Consider the following 22746-nt stretch of genomic DNA (forward strand, 5'->3'; position numbering starts at 1 on the left):
GTTGCCAACCATCCTCGAACCCGGAGAAATCGAAGCGGCGGCCAGTTCGCCGCCGTTTCTGCACCTACCGCCGTACAACCTGTTCACGTTGCGGGCTCAGCGTCTGGAACGTTTGGCCGAAGGTCATCCGCTGGCCGATTACCTGCATTTGATCGCCGGTTTGTGCCGTGTCCAGCAGCAAATCTTCGACGACCCGCCCTCGACCGTGCCGCTCGATGAACAGCGGCTGGAAGTCTGTCGGCAACACGGCATGCCGCCGTTCGCCGCCGACACCCTGATTCGCGAGGACACCTGGCAGCTTTATCTCGAAGCCTTGCTCAAGCGCTATGTCGCCCCCGAGCAACCGGCGGTGGTCGAGGCCGTTACCACACTGCGCATCGCCAGCCCCGGTCAGTTGCGCGCCTGGGCCGTGGCGCTGGTCAGCGGCCAGTATTCGCTGGTGCCGGCGGCGCTGGTGCCGTTCCTCGGAGCGGCGCTGCAAGCGGCGTGGAGTCACTGGCTGCTCAGTGCGCCAAACCTGCAACTGACGCCCGGCGACAGCCTCAGCCAGTGCCCGGCCTGCGGCTCGCCGGCCATGGCCGGGGTGATCCGCCATCGCGGCAAGCACAACGGCCTGCGTTATCTGGTGTGTTCGCTGTGCGCCTGTGAATGGCATGTGGTGCGGGTCAAGTGCGTGTATTGCGAGCAGAGCAAAGGGCTTGAATACCTGAGCCTCGAGGATGATCGCCACGCCGCCAATCAGGCGCCGTTGCGCGCCGAGGTCTGTCCGGGCTGCAACAGCTATTTGAAGTTGCTGTATCTGGAAAACGACGGGGAGGGCGAGGCACTGTCGGCGGATCTGGGCAGTCTGCTGCTCGACATGCGCCTGGCTCAGGACGGTTATCAGCGGCTGGCGCCGAATTTGTTGCTGGCGCCCGGCGACGAATAAGCCTCAGCGATGCGGCAATTCAACCCGTGCGCGTATGCCGCCGCTGCGGCGATTGCGCAGACTCAGCTCGCCACCCTGTTCACGAATGATTCCTCGTGCCGCCGAGAGACCGAGCCCGACGCCACCGGTGTCACGGTTGCGCGAGGTCTCGAGTCGGAAGAAAGGATCGAAAACCCGCTCCAGCGCGTCCTCGGGAATCCCCGGCCCTTCGTCAATGACCTCGATGCGGATCGACGTGTCATCGCTGCTCAGCGCCACGCTGGGGCGCTTTCCGTATTTCACCGCGTTATCCAACAGATTGACGATGACCCGTTTGATGCCCAGCGGCCGGCCGTCGTACACCACATGCGCCGGGCCGCTGAAGTCGATGTCGATGTGCTGGTCGCGGTAGTCATCGACGATGGTTTGCAGCAACTCCGACAGATCGAACGTGGTGGATTGTTCCAGGTGGGTGTCTTCCCGGAAGAACGCCAGGGCGGCGTTGATCATCGATTGCATTTCTTCGATGTCGCGGATCAGCTTGCCCTGATGATCGAGGTCCTCCATGAACTCGCTGCGCAGGCGCATCCGGGTCAGCGGGGCGCGCAAATCGTGGGAAATGGCGGCGAGCATGTGGGTGCGCTCGCCGATGAAATGCTGGATCTGCGCCTGCATCGTGTTGAAGGCGACGATGGCCTGACGGATTTCATGGGGGCCTTCGAGGTGGATCGGCGGCGCTTTCAGATCCCCGCCAAAACGCCGCGCCGCATGGGCAAAGCGCTGTAACGGCTGGGCCAGTTGCCGCGTGGCCAACCAAGCGACCAGCAGCGTGGCGACCAGCCCCAAGGCAACGATCACGGCAATCCGCACGTTCAGGCTCAAGCCCCAACTGCGCTCCGGCGGCGTGAACGACAGCCAGCTGTCATCCGCCAGCCGCACCAGCGCCATGTAATGCGCGCGAGGGCTGCCGGCGGGCCAGTCATCGGGGTTGAACACATCGATCTGTCGGTTATCGCCAAGCAATTGCCGCAGCGCCGGCACTTTTCCGGCTTCGACCTGTTCGCCGTCCCCCGGCAGACCGAAGTCGGCTCGACGGGGTTTCCACAACACCTCAAGTATCGGGCTGCTGGCGGCACTGGCCAGTTGCGGGCGCAAGTTTGCCGGCGCGGCCTCGACCACTCGGGTGGTGGCGGCGATCTGCTCCAGCAGCCCGGTGCGCTCGATTGGTGGGCGGGCCCAGATGCCGGCGACCTGAACGAACAGCGCATTGAGCAGCAGCGAAGCGAGCATCGCCGCGACGATTGTCAGGGCAATCCGCCGGCTGAGGGTGTCGCGCCGCAGCATCCGGCCGATCATGAGCGGCTGACCTTGGCGGTGAACATGTAGCCGCCGTTGCGCACGGTACGAATCAGGTCCGGGCGTTTGCTGTCCGGTTCGATCTTGCGCCGCAGCCGACTGATCTGCACGTCGATGCTGCGGTCATAGGCGTCGTGGCCCTGGCCGTGGGTCAGGTCGATCAGTTGTTCGCGGGTCAGGATGCGTTGCGGATGTTCGAGCAACACCAGCAACAGGTCGAATTCGCCGGCGGACATCGGAATCATCACGCCTTCGGGCGAGCGCAGTTCGCGGCAGGTGATGTCCAGATGCCAACCGGCGAAGGCCATGACCGGGCGTGAAGGCTCGGCGCCGGACGGCGTGTTCTCACCGACCCGGCGTTGCAGCGCGCGCACCCGGGCCAGCAACTCCTGCGGGGCGAAGGGCTTGGTCAGGTAGTCGTCGGCGCCCAATTCCAGGCCGACGATCCGGTCGCTCAGCTCGGCCATGGCCGTGAGCATGATGATCGGGATGCCCATCTGCGCCCGGACTTTCTGGCACAGGCTCAGGCCACCCTCACCGGGGAGCATCAGGTCGAGGATGATCGTGTCCGGCCGTGCCTGCGCAATGGCCGCCCACATGGCCTCGCCATGGGCGGCGACATCGACCTGATAGCCGTGCTGAACGAAGAACTTCTTCAGCAAGGACAGAATTTCCCCGTCGTCATCGACGATCAGCAATCTGCTCACGTTTGCGCAATCCATGAACCCAAAAGAAGCGCATCTAAAACCATTTCGATGCGCCGGTCATATATTTCAATCCTGCAACATTCCTTCAGCGCGGACATCAGCCGGACATCGTCGGGCAAACATCCGCAGGCACTCTGCACGCCTTCCAACCAAGGGGGCTCAACATGAAGGACATGAACAGCGGCTACATCACCCGGGACCATGGCGCCGTGCGCCCGTTGATCCTGACCCAGCGCACCACCGCACCGGGTCCCGACACGCCGATCCTGTTCCAGGAGACGTGCCTGGGGCTGGCCAACGATCAGAGTCAGTTGATCCTGCGCCGCTATTTCGAACGGTTCAGCCCGACCGAGGCCCATTGGGTCGAATACCTGCACACGATTCCTACCGCCGAATTCATTCAATGGATCATGACTCACGGCCAGTTGCGCATCGAGTGCTCCGACAACACCCCGCACAGCCACGTCCACGTTTGAACAAGGAAACACCATCGATGACTAGCCATCGCTCACTGGCCGTGTTGTTTGCCGCCACCCTCAGCCTGTCGGCGTGCAGCAGCAAGAAGCTTCCGGCGGAGCCGCAGGCCGGGTTTCTACGGGATTACAGCGTGCTCAAGGAAGGGCAGACCGCTTCGGGGCACAAGATTCTGAGCTGGGTCAGCCCGACACTGATGAGGGGGCGTTACACCCAGGTTTACCTGGCGCCGAGCCAGTTCTATCCCCGGCCCCAGCCGTCGCAGCGCATTCCCCAAAGTACCTTGTCGGGCGTGACCCACTACTACGACGCAGCCCTCAGGCTCGAGCTGGGCAAGGTGCTGCCGCTGGTTTCTAAACCCGGCCCGAACACACTGATCGTCAAACCGGCCATCACCCAGGTCGCCGCCAGTACTCAGGGCCTGCGCTTTTATGAATGGCTGCCGGTGACACTGGTCGCGGCCGGGGTGAGCAGCGCCACCGGCATTCGTGACCGGGACAGTGAGATCGCCACCGAAGTGTCCTTCGAGGACGGTTCGACCGGGGAGGTCGTGGCCGAGGTGGTGCGCAAGGGCAAGGGCGTGCCGCTGGAGAACGATAAACAGGTCATGACGCCCGATAACGTGAAAGCCGTACTCGATGGCTGGGCGACGGACCTGAGTCAAACCTATGTGCCGGTTCAGCGGGCCGCGCTGCGCTAGAAGCAGGGTGGTCTAACATCATCAGGCGTATTTCGATTTCGGGAGTGCCTGATGTCCGTAAGTGTTGCCCTGCGGTTACCGTCGATTGACAGCCTGTTGCGCCACCCGGCGTGCCAGCCATTGGCCGAGCGTTACGGGCGCGAGGCCCTGTTGACGGGGTTTCGCCAGTTACTGGATGACTTGCGCGAAGCCGTGGTGGCGGGGCAACTGACCGCCGTTGAAATCAGCCCTGAAGCCTTGACCGGAAGGGTTTCTGAACGCCTGGCCCTGAAGCAGCGCAGCCAGGTGCGCCGCGTGTTCAACCTGACCGGCACCGTGCTGCACACCAACCTCGGCCGCGCCTTGCTGCCCGAAGAAGCCATCGAAGCCGTGCAACTGGCGGCGCGCTATCCCTTGAATCTGGAATTCGACCTGGCCAGCGGCAAGCGCGGTGACCGCGACGACCTGATCGAAGGCCTGATCCGCGAGCTGACCGGCGCCGAAGCCGTGACGGTGGTCAACAACAATGCCGCCGCCGTGCTGCTGACCCTCAACAGCCTCGGCGCGCGCAAGGAAGGCATTATTTCCCGGGGCGAACTGATCGAGATCGGCGGCGCGTTCCGTATCCCCGACATCATGAGCCGTGCTGGCGTGCGCCTGCACGAGGTCGGCACCACCAATCGTACCCATGCCCGCGACTACGAAGCGGCGATCGGCCCGCGCAGCGGCCTGATCATGCGCGTGCACGCGAGTAACTACAGCATCGAAGGTTTCACCGCCCGGGTGCCGACCGCCGAACTGGCGGCGTTGGCCCACCGACATGGCCTCCCTCTGCTCGAAGACCTCGGCAGCGGCAGCCTGCTGGACCTGACCCGCTGGGGCCTGCCGGCGGAACCGACGGTGCGTCAGGCGCTGCTCGATGGCGCCGACATCGTCACCTTCAGCGGCGACAAACTGCTCGGCGGGCCGCAGGCGGGAGTGATTGTCGGGCGCAAGGACCTGATCGCGAAGATCAAGAAGAACCCGCTGAAACGCGCATTGCGGGTCGACAAACTGACCTTGGCCGCACTGGAAGCAGTGCTCGGACTCTATCGCGACCCGGATCGGCTGGCCGAACGCTTGCCGAGCCTGCGCTTGCTGACCCGACCGCAAGCCGAGATTCTGGCCCAGGCCGAACGCCTGCAACCGGCCTTGTCCGAACTGTTGGGCGAAGGCTGGACCGTCACGGCGATGCCGGCATTTGGCATGATCGGCAGCGGCAGCCAACCGGTGGCGCGCCTACAGAGCGCAGCGCTGTGCCTGCGCCCGCAGGTATCGAAACGCCTGCGCGGACGTTGCCTGTTGAATCTGGAAGCCGCATTGCGCGCCTTGCCGATCCCGGTGCTCGGGCGCATTGATGACGACGCGTTGTGGCTGGACCTGCGGCAACTCGACGATGAACCGGCGTGGCAGGCGCAACTCGGGCAGTTGCAAACGTGATCGTCGGCACGGCAGGGCACATCGACCACGGCAAGACGTCACTGCTGCAAGCGCTGACCGGGCAAACCGGCGACCGCCGCCCGCAGGAACGCGAACGCGGGATGACCATCGACCTCGGTTATCTGTACGCAGAACTGGCGCCTGGCGCCGGGCTGACCGGTTTCATCGACGTGCCGGGCCACGAGAAATTCACCCACAACATGCTCGCAGGCGCGCAAGGCATCGATCTGGTGTTGCTGGTGGTGGCGGCGGATGACGGCGTGATGCCGCAGACCCGCGAGCATCTGGCGATTGTCGAGCTGCTGGGCATTCCACGGGCGCTGGTGGCGATCACCAAGTGCGACCGGGTCGAGGCGGGCAGGGTGGAAGAGGTTCGCCGACAGATTGAAAGCCTGCTGGCGCCCGGACCCTATGGGGGAGCGCCGCTGTTGACGGTTTCCAGCGTGACGGGCGAAGGCGTCGATGCGCTGCGCCAGACATTGCTGGAGATAGACGCAGAGGAACGCAGTCGCGAAGGCGGTTTTCGTCTGGCCATCGACCGGGCGTTCAGTGTCGCCGGCGCCGGGATCGTGGTAACGGGGACGGCGCTTTCGGGCTCGGTCGTCGTGGGTGACAAACTCAGCCTCGGCCCGGCGGGTAAAACCGTGCGGGTCAGGGGCCTGCACGCGCAGAATCAGGCTGCCGAACAAGCCTTCGCCGGCCAGCGCGTGGCCCTGAACATCAGCGCGGATCGTTTGGAACTCGGGCAGATCCATCGCGGCCAATGGTTGCTCGCCGAATGGCTGCACGCACCGACTCAGCGGCTGGACATCGAATTCCGGCTGCTGTCGGGCGAGCGGGTTTTCCAGCACTTCCAGCCAGTGCACCTGCACCTCGGCACGCAGGACGTGATCGCCCGGGTCGCCTTGCTGGAGGGTTCAAGCCTGGCGCCCGGCGAGCGCATGTTTGCGCAACTGCTGACGAACGCTCCGGTGCATGGCGTCCACGGCGATCCGCTGATCCTGCGTGATGCCAGCGCCCAGCGAACGCTCGGCGGCGGGCGTGTGCTCGATCCCTTCGCCCCGGCCCGTCAGCGCCGCAGTCCGGAACGGCTGGCGCAACTGCGTGTGCTGGCGATCAGCTCCGAGCTGGAACAGGCCTTGCCGACGCTGCTGGAATACAGCGACAGCGGCCTCGATCCGCAGCGTCTGGAACGTCAGTTCAATCGTCCGCGTGACGGCTGGACGCTGCCGGACAACGTCCGCCTGATCGAAACCCGTCAGGGCCCGGTGCTGTTCAATGCGCAGCGCTGGGGCATGCTCAAGTTCACCTTGCTGGAACAACTGGCGCGCTTTCATGAGCTGGAGCCCGATCAGATGGGCCCGGATCGCGACCGTCTGCGGCGTTTCAGCGGTTTGAGCCTCGAACGTGCGACCTTTATCAGCCTGCTGGAAGAACTGCTCGGCGCCGGCTCCCTGGTCGCCAGCGGCCCGTGGCTGCATTTGCCCGACCATCAAGTGCGCCTGAGCGCCGACGACGAAACCCTGTGGCAGGCGCTGCAACCGTTGTTCGAACAGGCCGATTTCGATCCGCCGTGGGTACGCGACGTGGCGAAAGTCGTCGGTCAGGAAGATGCGATCGTGCGTCTGCTGCTGCGCAAACTGGCGCGCCTTGGCGTGATGCATCAAGTGGTGCGCGACCTGTTTGTCACCGACATCACGCTGCGGCAAATGGCGGCGGTGCTGCTGCGCCTGGCCGAAGAAAATCCGCAGATCGAAGTCACGGCCTTCCGCGATGCGCTAGGCTTGGGACGCAAGCGCAGTATTCAGATCCTCGAATACTTCGACCGGCTGGGCCTGACCCGGCGCGTCGGCGAAGGCCGGCAAATCCGCACCGACAGTGCGCTGGCCAACCCCGGCGCGGACTGAGTTCAAGGAAGGCAATCGCGCCCGGTGGCGCGGCCGGGCTTCAAACCCGGTTGGGGACGGCATCCGTTCCCGGGCAGGTTCGACTCCGGCTGCCTTCCGCCAATTTCCCTCAAAAGCCCAACGGGTACTGGATCACCACGTAGATCCGGTCGATGTCATCGCCCGCCTGGGCGCTGTTGGCCCGGTGCGAAACGTGGGACAGCTGCACCGACAGATCCTTGGCCGCACCTGACTGGACGATGTAGCGCAGATCGATGTCGCGTTCCCAGTGTTTGCCGCCGTCCCCTTGCTGCGGCTGGTATTGCCCGCTGTCCGCGTCGAACGGGTTATAGGCGCCGCCCTTGGGCGCGTGGGTGCCGTCGATGTGGCTGCCGGCGACGTAGCGGGTCATGAAATTCAGCCCGGGAATGCCGAAGGCGCCGAGATCCAGGTCGTAACGTGCTTGCCAGGAACGTTCGTTGGCGCCGTTGAAGTCGGCGTATTTGATCGAGTTGGCCAGGTAGATCGAGTCGCCGCCGACGAAATCGAACGGCGTGTCACCATTGATGCGTTGCCAGCCGAGCATGACCGCGTGGGCACCGAAGGTGTATTTGCCCGAGAGGCTGAACGCGGTGTTGTCGATTTCTCCCACCAGTGCCTGTCCGGTGTCGCGGGTGTGGTAGACGTTGGCGTCGAGCAGCACACCGGACCGTTTGAAATGCAGGTTGGCGTAGTACTGGCGCCAGGTGTCGCTCAGGTCGGACGCATACAGCGCGCCGCCCACCGGGCTGTCGCTGAACAGGTCGGTGCCGACAAAACTGATGCTTTCGCCCCGGGTGCTGGCGCCATAGCCCTGAAAATCGCCTCTGCCGGAAGAGCTGTCCTGATTCTTGAACGCCGTGAAACGCCCGGCCACAACGCGCGCATTATCGAACTCATGGCTGTCGAGCAGAAACCCTGTGGCGTACTCCGGTTGCAGGCGTTTGTCCGAGGTGTCGAACACCGGCGTTTCCACGGTCATTTCACCGAAGGCGAGGGTGGTTTTCGAGGCCTTGAGCTTCAGCGCACCACCCGCGCTGGAGTATTCGCTTTCGCTACGGCCATCACTGTCCACCGGCAACAGTCCCGTGCCGGAGTGCCCTTTGCCACCATCGAGTTTCAGACCATAAAAGGCGTGGGCATCAAGGCCAAACCCGACGGTTCCTTGCGTGAAACCGGATGCGAAAGTGCCGATAAACCCTTGAGCCCATTCCTGTTTGTAGTTTTTACCGGACGGAGAGGGCGAGCGATAGTCGTTGCTCAGGTAGAAGTTGCGGCTGAGCACTTCGGTTTTGGCGTCGTCGAGAAATCCGCTGGCAAATGCCGAGTCGGTCATTGCGCAATACAACAGTGCCAGGGCGAAACGCGGTTGCATGAAACCTTTCATGTGTCAGTGACCGGCCGTGATGGAAGTCGCCGGATACTGAAGCAAACCGTCGTGCCGCGATTGAGCGGATGTGCTGAGTCAGCGTCCTCAGGTCACCCGGCCTTTTCGTTGCCTGGAAGAATCGACAGCGGCGGCTCTTGATGCCTGCAGAAGACTGGCGAAGGCCGCCTTGTCGATCGGGCGACTCATGTAATAACCCTGAACTTCGTTGCATTGATCCTTGCCCAGGATGTCCAGTTGTTCCTCGGTTTCGACGCCTTCGGCGGTCACGGTCAGCCCCATCGCTTTACCCAGTCCGATGATGGCCTGCACCACCGCCCGATCATTGGCGCCGGTGCTGATTGAGGCAATGAAACGTTTGTCGATCTTGATGCCATCGAACGGGTAGGCCCGCAGATAGCCAAGGGAAGAATAACCGGTGCCGAAGTCATCCATGTTCAGGCGCACGCCCAGTTCCTTGAGCGCGGTCATGGTGGTCAGCGCGCCGTCCGTGTCGTTGAGCATTACGTTCTCGGTGATTTCCAGCTCCAGCCGGCTGGCCGGGAAGCGAGTGCCGACCAGAACTTCGCGTACATCTTCGACCACATCGCTAATCGCAAACTGCGCAGGTGACAGGTTGACCGACAGGAGAATGTCCGCCGGCCAGGTCAGTGCCGTTTCACAAGCCTCACGCAGGACCCAGCGACCGAGGGGAACAATCAGGTCGGTCTGTTCGGCCAGCGGAATGAACAAATCCGGCCCGAGCAAGCCTTTGGCAGGATGCTGCCAGCGCACCAGTGCCTCGACCGAGACGATTTCCTTGCCATCGACCTTGTATCGGGGTTGATAGTGCAGCACGAACTCATTGTTCGTCAGGGCCCTTCGAAGGTCGTCCTCCATCTGCCGACGGGTCTGGATCTGATCGCTCATGTGCGCTTCGAAATAGCACCAGGTGTTCTTGCCTTCGGATTTGGCCTGGTACAGCGCAATGTCTGCGCAGCGGATCAGCTCGCTGGCCACGTACCCATGACGCCGGCTCAGGGCGATGCCGACACTGGCGCCGATGTGCAACGGTTGCTGTTCGAAGAGGATGGGCTGATGCAGGCTGCCGATCAGGCGTGTGCAGAATCTGTCGATCTCCTGATGCGTGTCCATGCCGCAGAGCACCACGACGAACTCGTCACCGCCCAGGCGGGCAACGATATCGTGGTCGCGCGTGCATTCGCGCAGTCGGCCGGCAACCTCTTGCAAAACAGCATCGCCGGCGGGGTGCCCGAGCGAATCGTTGATCGGCTTGAAATTGTCCAGGTCAATCATCAGCACCGATAAAGGCGGGGCGTGCTCCTTGAGCAGCAGAGCGTCGTCCAGATAGCGCGACAGCTTGTTGCGGTTGGGCAGTCCCGTCAGCGCGTCATGCAAGGACAGGTGCTGGATCTGCGCATGGGCGGCGACCTCATCGGTGATGTCGCTGGCCGTGCCGCGATAGCCGACGACTGCCGCTCTTTCCACGATGGGCCTGGCCGAGAGGCGGCAGTGGCGCTGTTGCCCGTCGCGGTCACGGTAGGTGCAGCGCAGGTCGCTGGCGTTGCTTTCCTCATCGAGTTTTTTCAGCCACAGATCCAGCGGAGTGGTGTCGCAGACCAGCAAGTGCCCGATGTGTTTCCCGATCCATTGGGCCTGCGGATAGCCGGTGACCGCACTGAACCGGGTCGACAGATAGGTGATGGACAACGCTTCATCCACTTCCCAGATCCAGTCGGACGCGGCTTCGGCCACCGCCCGGAAGCGCTCTTCGCTGGCTTCCAGTGCGCGGTTGGACGCCAGCAGTGCCTGATTCGAGGCCTGCATCGCTTCAAAACTGTTGTCGACATAGCGCGAGGAACGCAATGCATGGCGAAAGAACCAGGCCGTCAGCGCCATCAACACAATCAAGGCGGAGCCGAGGGTGGGCAACAATGACCACAGCAGATGCAGGCCCGGTCGCTCCAGATCCGCAACGAGGCTGTATCCGGTGCTGTCCAGCGGGACGCGGGGCTGGCCCTGGTCGATGCTGTCGTCCGGTGCCAGCGACAGATTGTTCAGCCCGTACCCGCTGCCGATCTTGCGCAACTTGGTGGGTGTCAGTTTGTCGACGAATACCAGTACCGAAGTCTTTTGGGGATCGCCCACTGGGCGCTCATCGTTGGGAAGGATCGCCGCCGCGGTGACCAGCGCCGGCCAGCCTTCGAACAATGAATAACTACTGACGGGCTTGGTCAGGTCGGGCTGACTTTGCACTTGCTCCACCAGACTGTTCGCCGAAAGCTGCAGGAACTGGGGCAGTTGCGCATCGAGCAATTGCCCGCGAACCACGGCGTATTTGGTGCGTTCTCGATCCAGCACGAACAGACCGTCATAGCCGTCGCTGGTAAACAGGGTCTTGCCCATGTTCTGCTCGGTATACGCCCAGTTCGTGTCGACCGTGCCGCTCAAACGTTCATACGCTGTCGTCCAGTAGGCGTAACTGGTGATGTAGTTCTTCGATGCCGTGATGCGGTTTTCCAGCGCTCGGCCGGAATAGAACCGCACGTCATTGACGTCATCCTCATCCAGTTGAGTGGCAATGCCGAGCAACGCAGCGGTCGCCGCCATCACTCCGGCAATGAACAGCGCACCCACCGCGACGGCCAGACGCCGGGTGACAGAGCCCTGCAGGGTGGGTAACGACGTCGCACGGCTGGAAATGTCCATTTGCTCGTCCTTGATCCGGTACTTCTTCAATCTAGAACATCTTCAGCTTCGAGATGTTCGGAAGTTCGTCAAAGGTGTCTGACCGCTCAGGCCCCGCTAAGCAAAAGCACAAGACTTCACGCTCAAAAGCCGGATAATGGCGGCCAATTTGTTTAGCCCGCTATTCTGGTAACCCGCATGGAAATCAAGGTCAATTTTCTCGACAACCTCCGACTTGAAGCCAAGTTCGATGACTTCACGGTGGTGGCCGACCAACCGATCCGTTACAAGGGCGATGGCTCTGCACCGGGTCCGTTCGACTATTTCCTGGCGTCGTCGGCCTTGTGCGCGGCTTACTTCGTAAAGTTGTACTGCAGCACCCGCAATATCCCGACCGAAAACATTCGTCTGTCGCAGAACAACATTGTCGATCCGGAAAACCGCTACAACCAGATCTTCAAGATCCAGGTCGAGCTGCCGGCGGACATTTCCGAGAAGGATCGCCAGGGCATCCTGCGCTCGATCGACCGTTGCACGGTGAAGAAGGTGGTGCAGGCCGGGCCGGAGTTCGTGATCGAGGAAGTCGAGAACCTCGACGCCGATGCCCAGGCCTTGCTGATGCCGGCGTCCACGTCCGGCGCGGGCACCTGCATTGCCGGCAAGGACCTGCCGCTGGAACAGACCATCGCCAATATGTCGGGGATTCTGGCCGACCTGGGCATGAAGATTGAAATCGCTTCGTGGCGCAACATCGTGCCCAACGTCTGGTCGCTGCACATCCGCGATGCGCAGTCGCCGATGTGCTTCACCAACGGCAAGGGCGCGACCAAAGAGAGCGCGCTGGCCTCGGCGCTGGGCGAGTTCATCGAGCGGCTGAACTGCAACTTCTTCTACAACGATCAGTTCTGGGGCGAAGAGATCGCCAATGCCGAGTTCGTGCATTACCCGGACGAGCGCTGGTTCAAGCCTGGCGCCAAAGATGAGTTGCCTGCAGAAATCCTCGACGAATACTGCCTGGGCATCTACAACCGTGACGGCGAACTGCGCGGCTCGCACCTGTACGACACCAATTCCGGCAACACCCAGCGCGGCATCTGCTCGCTGCCGTTCGTACGTCAGTCGGACAACAAGGTGGTGTACTTCCCGTCCAACCTGATCGAAAACCTGTTTCTCAGCAACGGCATGAGCGCCGGCAACACCCTGGCTGAAGCCCAGGTGCAGTGCCTGTCGGAAATCTTCGAGCGGGCGGTCAAACGCGAAATCCTCGAAGGCGAAATGGCCCTGCCGGATGTGCCGCAAGAGGTGCTGGCGAAGTACCCGGGCATTCTCGCCGGGATCAAGGCGCTGGAAGAGCAGGGTTTCCCGGTGCTGGTCAAAGACGCGTCGCTGGGCGGTGAGTTCCCGGTCATGTGCGTGACGCTGATGAACCCGCGCACCGGCGGCGTGTTCGCATCGTTCGGCGCGCACCCGAGCTTCGAAGTGGCGCTGGAACGCAGCCTTACCGAGTTGCTGCAGGGCCGCAGCTTTGAAGGCCTCAACGATCTGCCGCAGCCGACCTTTTCGGGCCAGGCCGTGACCGAGCCAAACAACTTCGTCGAGCACTTCATCGATTCCAGCGGCGTGGTGTCGTGGCGTTTCTTCAGCGCCAAGGCCGACTTCGAATTCGTCGAGTGGGATTTCTCCGGCAACGGCGAAAACTCCAACGCCGAAGAGGCCGCGACGCTGTTCGGCATCCTCGAAGACATGGGCAAGGAAGTCTACATGGCGGTCTACGAGCACATCGGCGCCAAGGCTTGCCGCATTCTGGTACCGGACTATTCGGAGATCTATCCGGTAGAAGACCTGATCTGGGACAACACCAACAAAGCGCTGCAATTCCGTGCCGACATCCTCAACCTGCACAACCTGAGCAAGGTCGGTCTGCGCAACCTCGCCAAAGGCCTGGAACACAGCGAGCTGGACGATTACACCGACATCACCACGCTGATCGGCATCGAGTTCGACGACAACACGCCATGGGGCAAGTTGACCATTCTCGAACTGCGCCTGCTGATCTATCTCGCCTTGCAGAAGTACGAGCAGGCCAAGGATCTGGTCGAAGCGTTCCTGCAATACAACGACAACACCGTCGAGCGTGGCTTGTTCTATCAAGCGGTCAACGTGGTGCTGGAAATGGAGCTGGACGAGGATCTGGAGCTGGAAGACTACGAAGCCAACTTCCGCCGCATGTTCGGCGACGAGCGCATGGATGCGGCGATCGGCTCGGTCAACGGCAGCGTGCGCTTCTACGGCCTGACGCCGACCAGCATGAAGCTGGAAGGGCTGGATCGCCATCTGCGTCTGATCGAGAGCTACAAGAAACTGCACGCAGCGCGGGCCAGCTTCGCGGGTTGATTCCGTTGGCGGCACGCACAAAAAAAGCACCTTCGGGTGCTTTTTTTGTGGTCGACAAACTTTGGCGTCAGAGCGCAGCTTTCACCTGCAATCCAAACACCAATGCATTGTCGATGTCCTTCCCGGAAAACGCGCCCGGCTCGATGATGTACTGCATATTCGGGCGCAGCGTCAGCCATGGAGTGGCTTGGTAGCCGTAGCCGAGTTCGATCAATTGCTCGGCGCTGTCCAGGTTTGGAAACGCTGCGCCATTGTCCAGCGCCGCGTCTTGCTGCACATCACGGCTGCGCGGGTTCGGCACTGCGCGGCCGTAGCCAAGCGCTACGGTGTCACGCGGACGGCCCTCAAAAGGCTTGTACAGAACGAGGCCGGTGCCGTACCACTTGCTGAACGGCGAAGCTGCTTCGCTGGCCGCCGAATATTGGCCGAAGGCGTGCAGGCTGCGACCTTCAGAGACGTCCGAAGCCCAGACGGCCTGGTCGATCAGAACGTAATGACCGCCGCGACCGGACACTTCCTTGTCACTGCCGATGCGTTTGACGTCGGAGCTGTCGTAGTAATAACCGACCTTGTACTCGCCGGGCAGTTTGCCTGCCTGCTTGTAGACCAGCTCGATCGGCACCACCGTGCCGGTGGTGTGTTTCGGGCCCAGGTGCCAGGCGCGGCTGGAATTGCCGTTGCTTTCCGGGTCGACGTTGAACGCGGCCACGCGCAGTTGCCAGGCAGGGGAGAGGTCGTATTTCACCCGCACACCCAGGTGGGCGTTGGGGTAGTTGGTCCAGCCGCTGCCACCGGACATGTTCAGCGGGTGACCGCAGAAACCGGCGTTCATGAAGTTGCAGAGAATGCCGCTGTCCAGCCCGCCGAGGTCGTTGCCCATGGCCATGTAGCCAAGTTTGACGTTCAGCGCCGGGGTAAACAGGCTGCGCTCGTAGCTCAGCTCGGTCAGGCGCGTGTAGAGGCCGCCGTAGTTTTCCTGGATGGGCAGACGGTTGCCGACCAGATCTTCGGAGGCACTGTTGCCGCGACGGTCGTTGATGCTCAGCTGGATCTTGCCGGCGTTGTCGACGCCGTACAGTTTGCTCAGGTCGAACTGCGCGCCGAGCTTGATGTTCTGCGAATAGCGCGCCGAGCGATGCAGGCCGCCGTCGGCGTTGTAGGCGGTTTCGCCGGTGTAATCGCCGGTGAACTTGATGCCGTCTTTATCGAGCTGGTGGCGCAGGCCGCCCCAGTCGCCGGTCAGGGTGCTGCGGGTGAACACGTTCGAATCGGTATCGGCGAGGGCGGGCAGGGCAGCGCCGCAGGTGAGACCGAACAGCATGCCGGTGAATACGCCGGCGTGAGAAAAGCGAACAGCCAATGACATTGCGCAAATCCAGAGCGAAGGACATGAAACAACGCGGCACCCGAAGGTGCCGCGCACAAGTGAAGTGAAGGAGGGCGCTGCGGTTTACGGCAGGGCGTACGCCATCACGTAGTCGCCACGGTCGGTCGACTGGCGAGCACCACCGGCAGTGATGACCACGTATTGCTTGCCGGTTTTCGGCGACACATACGTCATCGGGCCGCCCTGGCTGCCAACCGGCAGACGCGCTTTCCAGATTTCTTCACCATTGGCGCTGTTGAAGGCGCGCAGGTAGAAGTCCTGGGTGCCGGCGATGAAGATCAGGCCGCCCTGGGTCGACAGGGTGCCGCCGAGGGTTGGCAGACCGATCTTGATCGGCAGGTGCATGCGGATGCCCAGCGGGCCGGTGTCTTCAACAGTGCCGACCGGAACTTGCCAGGCGACTTTCTGGGTTTTCATGTCGATGGCGGTCAGCGTCCCGAACGGCGGGGCCTGGCACGGAATGCCGGCAACCGACAGGAAGCGGTTTTTGTTCACGGCGTAAGGCGTGCCCTTGAGCGGCACGGCACCCATGCCGGTGTTCAGCGCTTCGCCACCGGAAGAGGCCTGAGCCTTGTTCTGCGACGGGATCATCTGAATCCACAGGCCCAGACGCATGTCGTTGACGAAGATGAAACCGTGCACCGGGTCAGTGGAAATGCTGCCCCAGTTCATGCCGCCCAGCGAACCCGGGAAACTCAGGGATTTGTCAGTGCCCGGCGCGGTGTACAGCCCGTCGTAGCGCATCGATTTGAAATCGATGCGGCACAGCAGCTGGTCGTACGGCGTGGCGCCCCACATGTCCGATTCGGTCAGGTGTTGAGCACCGATCTGCGGCATGCCCACCGATTTCGGCTGGGTTGGCGAGTAGGGTTCGTTCGGAATGTTGGCCGCCTTGACCGGTACTTCTTTAACGTCGGTCAGTGGTTTGCCGGTGGCGCGGTCGAGCACGTAAATCTGCCCGGCCTTGGTGCCGATCACCACCGCCGGCACGGTTTTACCGTCCTTGGTGAAGTCGATCAGGCTTGGCTGCATCGGCAGGTCGAAGTCCCAGAGGTCGTTGTGTACGGTCTGGTAGACCCACTTTTCTTCGCCGCTGTTGGCGTCCAGCGCCAGGATCGAGGCGCCGTAGGTGTGATCCAGTTTGCTGCGCTCGACACCATAGATATCGGTGGACGAGCTGCCCATCGGCAGGAAGATCGTGTTGGTCGCCGGGTCATAGGACATCGGCGCCCAGCTGTTCGGCGTGCTGCGCACGTAGTTGCTGCCGTCTGCCGGTGCGTTTTTATCCTGCGGGTTGCCCGGGTCGAACGCCCAGCGCATGGCACCGGTCATCACGTCGAAACCACGGATCACGCCGCCCGGCATGTCGGTCTGCACGTTGTCGGCAACGCGACCGCCAACCACCACGGTGGTGCCGGCCATCAGCGGCGCGGAGGACAGTTGATAGTAGCTGTCCGGGACATCACCCAGACCGGCCTTCAGATCGACCTGGCCGTTGGTGCCGAAACCCTGGCAGAACTCGCCGGTGTCGGCATCGACCGCGATCAGGCGGGCGTCGATGGTGTTGGTCAGCAGACGGCGCGTGCAGTTGGCGGCGGGTGCGACCGGGGTTTCGCTCACTGGCGAGCTGGCCGGTTTGGCGACGGCGGCGCTGGCGTCGAAATAGGCCATGCCACGGCAACGCTGCCAGACTTTGGATTGAGCATTGATCGCGTTTTTCCAGATTTCTTTACCGGTGTCGGCATCGAGTGCGATCAGGTTGTTGTGCGGGGTGCAGATGAAGACTTTGTTGCCGATCTGCAGCGGAGTCAGCTGGTCTTCGGCGCCGTTGCCGTCGCTCTCGGCGATGTCGCCGGTGTGGTAGGTCCACGCGACTTTCAACTTGTCGACGTTGCTGCGATTGATCTGGTCCAGCGCGGCGAAGCGGCTGCCACCCTCGGTATTACCGTAGTGCGCCCAGTCTTTCTGCGCTTTTTCCGGCTCGACCGGCGTCAGGCCCGGGCCGGTGCCAGTAGGGGCAACGGTCGGATGCGCGACGAACATGTTGCCGGCGGCCACGGCCAGTCCGACCGCCAGAACAGCGGCGACACCGTAGGCACCACGACCCGCAACGCCGCCATTGGCGCGCTTGAGCAGCGGATAGACCAGCGCGACCACCAGGCCAACTGCACTGAACATGAACAAACGCGAGAACACCGGCCAGAACACCAGCCCTGCGTCGATCACTGCCCAGATCGCCGTCCCCAGCAGAAACGCTGCGAACAGCCAGGCGCCGGCAGGCTTGCGGCGTGCGATCAGCAGACCGGAAATGGTCATCGCCAGACCACCCACCAGGAAGTACCAGGAGCCTCCCAGGCTGACCAATTTCACACCGCCAGCGGCCAGTGCCAAGCCGAGCAGGGCGATGATCACGCCCAGCCCGACCAGAATGAATGTTGATATGCCCGAGAGGCGTTGACTCTGCTTCACGTTGAATGTCCCGTTGAAATGAGGAGGGCATTATATAGTTAGGTAACTACCTAGTTAAATCACTAAATCAGAATGAAAGGGGTTTTGGCGCTCAATGGTGCGACGGATCGACGCTGGCCTTGTCTTCGCGGCCCCTCAGGTGCTATTGAAACGGTAGGAAAGTCCTCTATTTGCCAGCAGATATGGAATTTATGACAGGTTGATCACGGCCTGGTGGTTCCCGCCAGACAGGATCTGCGGGAACGGTATTGGCTGCGGCCGAGATGAAAGCTTAGCTAACCATCAGCTCATCCAGTGCCCGCTCGAGGGTGCTGACCGTACGCTCGATGTTGTGAAGCTTTTCGAGTCCGAACAGACCGATGCGGAAGGTCTGGAAGTCGGCCGGTTCGTCGCACTGCAACGGTACTCCGGCGGCGATCTGCAGGCCGTGGCTGGCAAATTTCTTACCGTTTTTGATATCGGCATCATCGGTGTAGCTCACCACGACACCTGGCGCCTGAAAGCCGACTGCGGCCACGCTTTTGAAGCCTTTGCCGGTCAACATGGCGCGCACCCGATCGCCCAGAGCCTGCTGGTCGTCGCGGATCCTGTCGAAACCGTAGGCTTGCGTCTCTTTCATCACGTCGTTGAACCGCGCGAGGGAATCACTGGGCATCGTCGCGTGGTAGGCATGTCCGCCCTGTTCGTAGGCCTGCATGATCTGCAGCCACTTTTTCAGGTCGCAGGCGAAGCTGCTGCTTTGAGTTTGCTCGATGCGTTCGAGAGCCAAAGAACTGAGCATCACCAGAGCGCAGCAAGGGGAGGCGCTCCAGCCTTTTTGCGGTGCGCTGATCAGCAGGTCGACGGCGCATTTGTGCATATCAACCCAAAGCGTGCCGGAAGCGATGCAGTCCAGCACGAACAGCCCACCCACCGCATGCACGGCGTCGCCGACGGCCCGCAGGTACTCGTCGGGCAGGATAATCCCTGATGAGGTTTCAACGTGGGGGGCGAAGACAATCTGCGGCCTCGAAGCCGCAATGGCTGCCAGCACTTCGTCCAGAGGTGGCGGGGCGTAGGCAGCCTGGCGCCCGGTTTCGACCGGTCGGGCTTTCAGCACCGTCGTGGCTGCCGGGATGTTGCCGGTGTCAAGGATCTGGCTCCAGCGATAACTGAACCAGCCGTTGCGTATCACCAGACATTGCTGGCCGGTGGCGAACTGGCGTGCCACCGCTTCCATGCCGAATGTGCCGCTGCCCGGAACCACCGCAACGGCCTCGGCGTTGTAGACCTGTTTCAGGGTCTGGGAAATGTTCTTCATCACGGCCTGAAACGACTGCGACATGTGGTTCAGCGAGCGGTCGGTGTAAACCACGGAGTACTCGATAAGCCCTTCGGGATCGATTCCGGGGTATAGCTTTGACATGGGGTGGCTCCTTATGTGATTCCCTGGCAGTCAAAAGGTCTGGCGAACATCATTGGGAAGCAAGTCTAGGCAAAGGGCAGGGATGAGCTGATTCAATTTCAGTAAATGAGGATAGAGTGCTCATCAATGCCTCAATCGTTGTGTGAAAAATGAATCGTCCGCTGTTTATTTCTCTGGATGGGCCAAAAGGAACCGGCAAGACCACATTATTGGAAGCGGTTACGGCAGTACTGAGGGCCGACAACAAGAAAGTCATCCGGCTTTGCGAGAGAAAAAGCGATCCGTACCGGGGTGCCACGATGGCCCTCGTTAACGAACTTGCCAGAAATCCCTCCCGGGATCTGGAGTGGGCTGTGTGTCAGCGCTTTGCTGATAGCCGCAGCTGGATCTCCCGGCACGTGCTGACTAAGCAGCCGCTGGGCAGCATTGTCTTGATCGATCGCTGGTATCCGTCTGACGCCGCGTTTCGCCATACCGTCCCGTTTGCAGAGATTCTCCAGTTGAATATCGAGCAAAACGTGCAGGTGCCTGACCTGCATGTCGGCGTCGTCACCACGCCGGATATTTCATGGGCCAGGGCAACGGCACGATCCAGAGGACTGGGCGGTACTGTGATTCAAAAGCACGCAGAGCATGTCGCGTGTACGGAGATGTTCGAGCAAGCAGCTGCCGATCATGGTTGGGTTTTGTGCCGTAATGAAGGAACGGTCGAGGATGCGACGATGCAGGTGGTTTCTGAGATCTATGAATTGTTCAACTGATTGCCGAGGTGGATCAGATGGTTTTAGGCGGGAGTTCATAAAGATCCGCCCAGACACATCATTTAACATAATATACATTACACGTAACAAAGTATTACGAAGTCAGCCCGGTTGCGCACACCATTTCAATCTCCAGCATCGCTCTCAAAGGACCTGATCCTTGTTGCCTGCAGATCTCTCCATTTGAAATGTGCTGAGCTCAATCCTCGTCACGCGTCAGCTTTTCAATCAGCACTCGATGCTGCGGATACTGCGCTGTGAGTTTCTGCCGATTCCCCATTTCCATATCCGCGAAATCAAACCCTGGTGAAACCGCTTCGCTGATCAAACCAAATCCGTTCGAACCATTCAGCAATCTGGAGGCTTTCCAGATTCCGCCCGGTACGTGCAATTGCAAATGTTGTCCGGCTAGAACATCGCTGCCCATCACCAACGTCTGCAGTGAACCGTCTTCAAGGATCAAGCTGTACTCAATGGCATCGCCCAGATGGAAATAATGCAGGATGTCCGAATGGTTGAAATGAAACTGGCCGACCGGTGAATCTTCGGTCAACAGGTAGTAAATCGACGTCATCAGATAACGCGGCCCACCGGCGGTTTCGAGCATGTCCCGATGATCGGCCTGGTAGGTTCTGCGAAAGAAACCACCTTCGACGTGAGGCTCAAGGTCCAAGGCCAGAAAATGCCTTTGCAGGTCTCGCCGGATGGTCGGATCCAGTGCGCTGAAAGGCTCGTCCATCAGGAGAATATCCGGATCAGTCACCAATGCCCGCGCAAGACCGACCCTTTGCTGCATACCGCCGGACAACTCGTGGGGATAATGCTCGCCCCATCCCTCAAGGCCCATCGCCTGTAACTGTCGGGTGGCCGCTGCGTGCCGGACGGCCTCGGATTCGCCGCGCAACTCCAGAGGCAGCGCAACGTTGTCCAGCACCGTGCGATGGGGCAAAAGACCAAAATGCTGGAACACCATGCCGATTCGCCGCGAGCGCAAATCCCGCAACGCTTTGTGGCTCAGGCCGCTGATAGCCTGACCTTCAATCAAGACCTCACCGCTGGTGGGTTCGATCAAACGATTGATATGGCGAAGCAAGGTCGATTTGCCGCTGCCGGAGGTGCCCATCAGGCACAGCACTTCGCCGCGCCGGACCTTCAAGCTGACGTGGTTGACAGCCGGCAACGGCGATCCGCCCTTGCGCAGATAAGCTTTAGTGACGCCTCGCAGTTCGAGGACAACATCGCCCTCCTCGGCGCTATCGTCGATGGGTGGGGCCAATCGTTCAGGCAAGTCGATCTGTACCGTTGCCAAAGAGGTTTGAATAAGTGTCACGAGGGCTCCCGGCAACGAACCGCTGACGGCCAGATATATGGCCGTTCAGGGTAGAAAAAATGGACAGGAGCCTCAGGCAATAACCGCGGACAGGGTTGGCCTGAGGCAAAAAACGCCGCAAGCGAGGCGCTGCACGTTTTCTTTGCTAAAAGCTAAACGATCTTAAAAAGATTAAATAAATATCTTTTTGGAATGAGCTTAGGCTTTCCCGCCCGGTTTCCGGAGGTGCTTTTCAAAGCGATGTGGTTTGTTGCGTGCCGACCGCCGGACGTGCTGCACAGCGACAACGATCCTGTATCGCAGGTCCCGCGTGGTTCATCTGCGGTTCAATCGGGATACGAGGATTTTTCTCGCAAGCATTGGCCATTCGGATGGCCGGGCTTCGCAGATTGACTGACGGTTGGCTGCTTCAGGGAACTGCCGGTGCCAGGCATCGTCCGAGCTTAAGCGTTTAAGCAAACTGCTCGCCACGAGGTTTCCGTTTGAAAGCTGCCATCGTCAAAAAATACCGCCTGATCATCAAGACCCTGGGCTACGTGGGCTGGTCTCTGTTCTGGTTGCTGCTGTGGGACATCGCCGTCACCGTCGACTTCATGCTGTTCCTCAACGCCAAGCTGAACCTGCCGCTGATGCCGCTGACCTTGCTGGGTTCGGCGTTGATCGTATTGATCAGTTTTCGCAACAGCAGCGCCTACAACCGCTGGTGGGAAGCGCGGACGTTGTGGGGGGCGATGATCAACAACTCCCGCAGCTTCGCCCGGCAGGTGCTGACGCTGCTGGACGACGCCGGCGGCGAGGTGAATCCGGTCAAATCCACTCTGCTGCGCCGCCACGTCGCGTATGTGAACTGCCTCGCCGCGCATCTGCAAGGCCAGCCTTGTCCTGACGAGGTGCGGGCGTTTATTCCCGCCGAAGAGTTCGCCCGCAGTGGCACGACCAATAACTTTGCCAACGATATTCTCACCGGCTCCGCGACTTTGCTCGCCAAGGAATACAAGGCCGGGCATCTGGACAGTATTCGCCTGGCGCGGCTTGAGTCGACGCTGGTCGACCTGTCCAACAGTCAGGGCGGCATGGAGCGGATCGCCAATACCCCGCTGCCCTACCCTTACGTCTATTTTCCGCGGCTGTTTATTTCGCTGTTCTGCCTGATCGTGCCGGTGGGACTGGTCGAATCCCTGGGCTGGTTTACGCCGCTGGCGTCGACCGTGGTGGGATTCATGCTGCTGGCCATCGAACGCATCGGCACCGATCTGCAAAGCCCGTTTCGCCACAGCGAACACCAGATTCAAATGGAAGCACTGTGCGAAACCATTGAAAAGAACTTGCAGTCGATGCAACGTGATTCGTTGGGTGATGTGCGCAGGCTTGAAGAGCACGCGTGAGGCGCTGCTTTAG

The 22746-nt window shown here is 61.2% G+C and carries 16 protein-coding genes, 1 tRNA gene and 1 pseudogene; 9 read left to right on the top strand and 9 right to left on the bottom strand.

The genetic code is table 11. The features are described from left to right. The first annotated feature begins 1 nt into the window (after window position 1). Window positions 2-928: a formate dehydrogenase accessory protein FdhE gene (gene fdhE, locus AC07XZ_RS06045; RefSeq protein ID WP_102686174.1), complete on the top strand. Its 927-nt coding sequence runs from the start codon at window positions 2-4 to the stop codon at window positions 926-928. A 3-nt stretch (window positions 929-931) separates the two neighbouring features. Here fdhE and AC07XZ_RS06050 read toward each other — a convergent pair whose 3' ends face one another. Beyond that, window positions 932-2263, bottom strand: coding sequence for an ATP-binding protein (locus tag AC07XZ_RS06050; RefSeq protein ID WP_102686173.1), 1332 nt, complete (start codon window positions 2261-2263; stop codon window positions 932-934). Continuing rightward, window positions 2260-2985, bottom strand: coding sequence for a response regulator (locus AC07XZ_RS06055; protein WP_102686172.1), 726 nt, complete (start codon window positions 2983-2985; stop codon window positions 2260-2262). Before AC07XZ_RS06055 ends, AC07XZ_RS06050 begins: the two co-directional genes overlap by 4 nt. 149 nt (window positions 2986-3134) lie before the next feature. Here AC07XZ_RS06055 and AC07XZ_RS06060 point away from each other — a divergent pair, with 149 nt between their 5' ends. The 5 genes from AC07XZ_RS06060 (at window position 3135) to AC07XZ_RS06080 (ending at window position 7611) form a co-directional block, all read left to right on the top strand. Continuing rightward, window positions 3135-3446: a hypothetical protein gene (locus AC07XZ_RS06060; protein WP_102686171.1), complete on the top strand. Its 312-nt coding sequence runs from the start codon at window positions 3135-3137 to the stop codon at window positions 3444-3446. A gap of 17 nt (window positions 3447-3463) precedes the next feature. Further along, window positions 3464-4144: a DUF3313 domain-containing protein gene (locus AC07XZ_RS06065; RefSeq protein ID WP_102686170.1), complete on the top strand. Its 681-nt coding sequence runs from the start codon at window positions 3464-3466 to the stop codon at window positions 4142-4144. 51 nt (window positions 4145-4195) lie between these two features. Next, window positions 4196-5602 (top strand): L-seryl-tRNA(Sec) selenium transferase, encoded by a 1407-nt coding sequence (gene selA, locus AC07XZ_RS06070; protein WP_102686169.1) that lies wholly within the window; start codon window positions 4196-4198, stop codon window positions 5600-5602. Continuing rightward, window positions 5599-7509: a selenocysteine-specific translation elongation factor gene (gene selB, locus AC07XZ_RS06075; protein ID WP_102686168.1), complete on the top strand. Its 1911-nt coding sequence runs from the start codon at window positions 5599-5601 to the stop codon at window positions 7507-7509. Before selA ends, selB begins: the two co-directional genes overlap by 4 nt. A 6-nt stretch (window positions 7510-7515) precedes the next feature. Continuing rightward, a tRNA-Sec gene (locus AC07XZ_RS06080) sits at window positions 7516-7611 on the top strand. 7 nt (window positions 7612-7618) lie between these two features. On the opposite strand, the gene AC07XZ_RS06085 is transcribed toward AC07XZ_RS06080, so the two are convergent. Together AC07XZ_RS06085 and AC07XZ_RS06090 are read right to left on the bottom strand one after the other, a co-directional pair. Next, the gene (locus tag AC07XZ_RS06085) at window positions 7619-8902 is read right to left on the bottom strand and encodes an OprD family porin (protein ID WP_256590504.1); all 1284 of its coding nucleotides are present in this window, start codon (window positions 8900-8902) and stop codon (window positions 7619-7621) included. A gap of 99 nt (window positions 8903-9001) precedes the next feature. Then, on the bottom strand, window positions 9002-11623 hold the full coding sequence (locus AC07XZ_RS06090) for a bifunctional diguanylate cyclase/phosphodiesterase (RefSeq protein ID WP_102686166.1): 2622 nt from the start codon (window positions 11621-11623) through the stop codon (window positions 9002-9004). 177 nt (window positions 11624-11800) lie between these two features. On the opposite strand from AC07XZ_RS06090, the gene AC07XZ_RS06095 reads away from it, so the two are divergent. Then, the gene (locus AC07XZ_RS06095; protein ID WP_102686165.1) at window positions 11801-13996 is read left to right on the top strand and encodes an OsmC domain/YcaO domain-containing protein; all 2196 of its coding nucleotides are present in this window, start codon (window positions 11801-11803) and stop codon (window positions 13994-13996) included. A 67-nt stretch (window positions 13997-14063) separates the two neighbouring features. Here AC07XZ_RS06095 and AC07XZ_RS06100 read toward each other — a convergent pair whose 3' ends face one another. The 3 genes from AC07XZ_RS06100 to AC07XZ_RS06110 form a co-directional block, all read right to left on the bottom strand. Beyond that, window positions 14064-15362 carry a carbohydrate porin gene (locus tag AC07XZ_RS06100; RefSeq protein ID WP_102686164.1) on the bottom strand — a complete coding sequence of 433 codons (1299 nt, stop codon included), beginning with the start codon at window positions 15360-15362 and terminating at the stop codon, window positions 14064-14066. 84 nt (window positions 15363-15446) lie between these two features. Then, entirely contained in the window at window positions 15447-17852 is a 2406-nt protein-coding gene (locus AC07XZ_RS06105; RefSeq protein WP_102686163.1) for a glucose/quinate/shikimate family membrane-bound PQQ-dependent dehydrogenase, read from the bottom strand. A 271-nt stretch (window positions 17853-18123) separates the two neighbouring features. Further along, window positions 18124-19257, bottom strand: coding sequence for an aminotransferase class V-fold PLP-dependent enzyme (locus AC07XZ_RS06110; RefSeq protein WP_102686162.1), 1134 nt, complete (start codon window positions 19255-19257; stop codon window positions 18124-18126). A gap of 149 nt (window positions 19258-19406) precedes the next feature. On the opposite strand from AC07XZ_RS06110, the gene AC07XZ_RS06115 reads away from it, so the two are divergent. Next, the gene (locus AC07XZ_RS06115) at window positions 19407-20018 is read left to right on the top strand and encodes a dTMP kinase (RefSeq protein ID WP_102686161.1); all 612 of its coding nucleotides are present in this window, start codon (window positions 19407-19409) and stop codon (window positions 20016-20018) included. Window positions 20019-20217: 199 nt separating this feature from the next. Here AC07XZ_RS06115 and AC07XZ_RS06120 read toward each other — a convergent pair whose 3' ends face one another. Both AC07XZ_RS06120 and AC07XZ_RS06125 read right to left on the bottom strand, forming a co-directional pair. Further along, window positions 20218-20691, bottom strand: a complete 474-nt coding sequence (locus tag AC07XZ_RS06120; RefSeq protein ID WP_256590506.1) for a cupin domain-containing protein — start codon at window positions 20689-20691, stop codon at window positions 20218-20220. Beyond that, window positions 20689-21312: pseudogene (locus AC07XZ_RS06125) on the bottom strand (ATP-binding cassette domain-containing protein); the annotation flags it as partial. The pseudogene AC07XZ_RS06125 and the gene AC07XZ_RS06120, both read right to left, overlap by 3 nt. A gap of 518 nt (window positions 21313-21830) precedes the next feature. Between AC07XZ_RS06125 and AC07XZ_RS06130 the strand changes: the two are divergent. Next, window positions 21831-22733, top strand: a complete 903-nt coding sequence (locus tag AC07XZ_RS06130) for a bestrophin family protein (protein WP_039768508.1) — start codon at window positions 21831-21833, stop codon at window positions 22731-22733. The last annotated feature ends 13 nt before the right edge of the window (window positions 22734-22746 follow it).

The organism is Pseudomonas sp. GW458-11-26-14-LB4, assembly GCF_059423925.1.

Excerpts from the sequence above, each read along its gene's own strand:
- AC07XZ_RS06050 (WP_102686173.1), bottom strand. The coding sequence starts at position 2,263 with ATGATCGGCCGGATGCTGCGGCGCGACACCCTCAGCCGGCGGATTGCC.
- AC07XZ_RS06055 (WP_102686172.1), bottom strand. The coding sequence starts at position 2,985 with ATGGATTGCGCAAACGTGAGCAGATTGCTGATCGTCGATGACGACGGG.
- AC07XZ_RS06060 (WP_102686171.1), top strand. The coding sequence starts at position 3,135 with ATGAAGGACATGAACAGCGGCTACATCACCCGGGACCATGGCGCCGTG.
- AC07XZ_RS06065 (WP_102686170.1), top strand. The coding sequence starts at position 3,464 with ATGACTAGCCATCGCTCACTGGCCGTGTTGTTTGCCGCCACCCTCAGC.
- selA (WP_102686169.1), top strand. The coding sequence starts at position 4,196 with ATGTCCGTAAGTGTTGCCCTGCGGTTACCGTCGATTGACAGCCTGTTG.
- AC07XZ_RS06085 (WP_256590504.1), bottom strand. The coding sequence starts at position 8,902 with ATGCAACCGCGTTTCGCCCTGGCACTGTTGTATTGCGCAATGACCGAC.
- AC07XZ_RS06090 (WP_102686166.1), bottom strand. The coding sequence starts at position 11,623 with ATGGACATTTCCAGCCGTGCGACGTCGTTACCCACCCTGCAGGGCTCT.
- AC07XZ_RS06095 (WP_102686165.1), top strand. The coding sequence starts at position 11,801 with ATGGAAATCAAGGTCAATTTTCTCGACAACCTCCGACTTGAAGCCAAG.
- AC07XZ_RS06100 (WP_102686164.1), bottom strand. The coding sequence starts at position 15,362 with ATGTCATTGGCTGTTCGCTTTTCTCACGCCGGCGTATTCACCGGCATG.
- AC07XZ_RS06110 (WP_102686162.1), bottom strand. The coding sequence starts at position 19,257 with ATGTCAAAGCTATACCCCGGAATCGATCCCGAAGGGCTTATCGAGTAC.
- AC07XZ_RS06115 (WP_102686161.1), top strand. The coding sequence starts at position 19,407 with ATGAATCGTCCGCTGTTTATTTCTCTGGATGGGCCAAAAGGAACCGGC.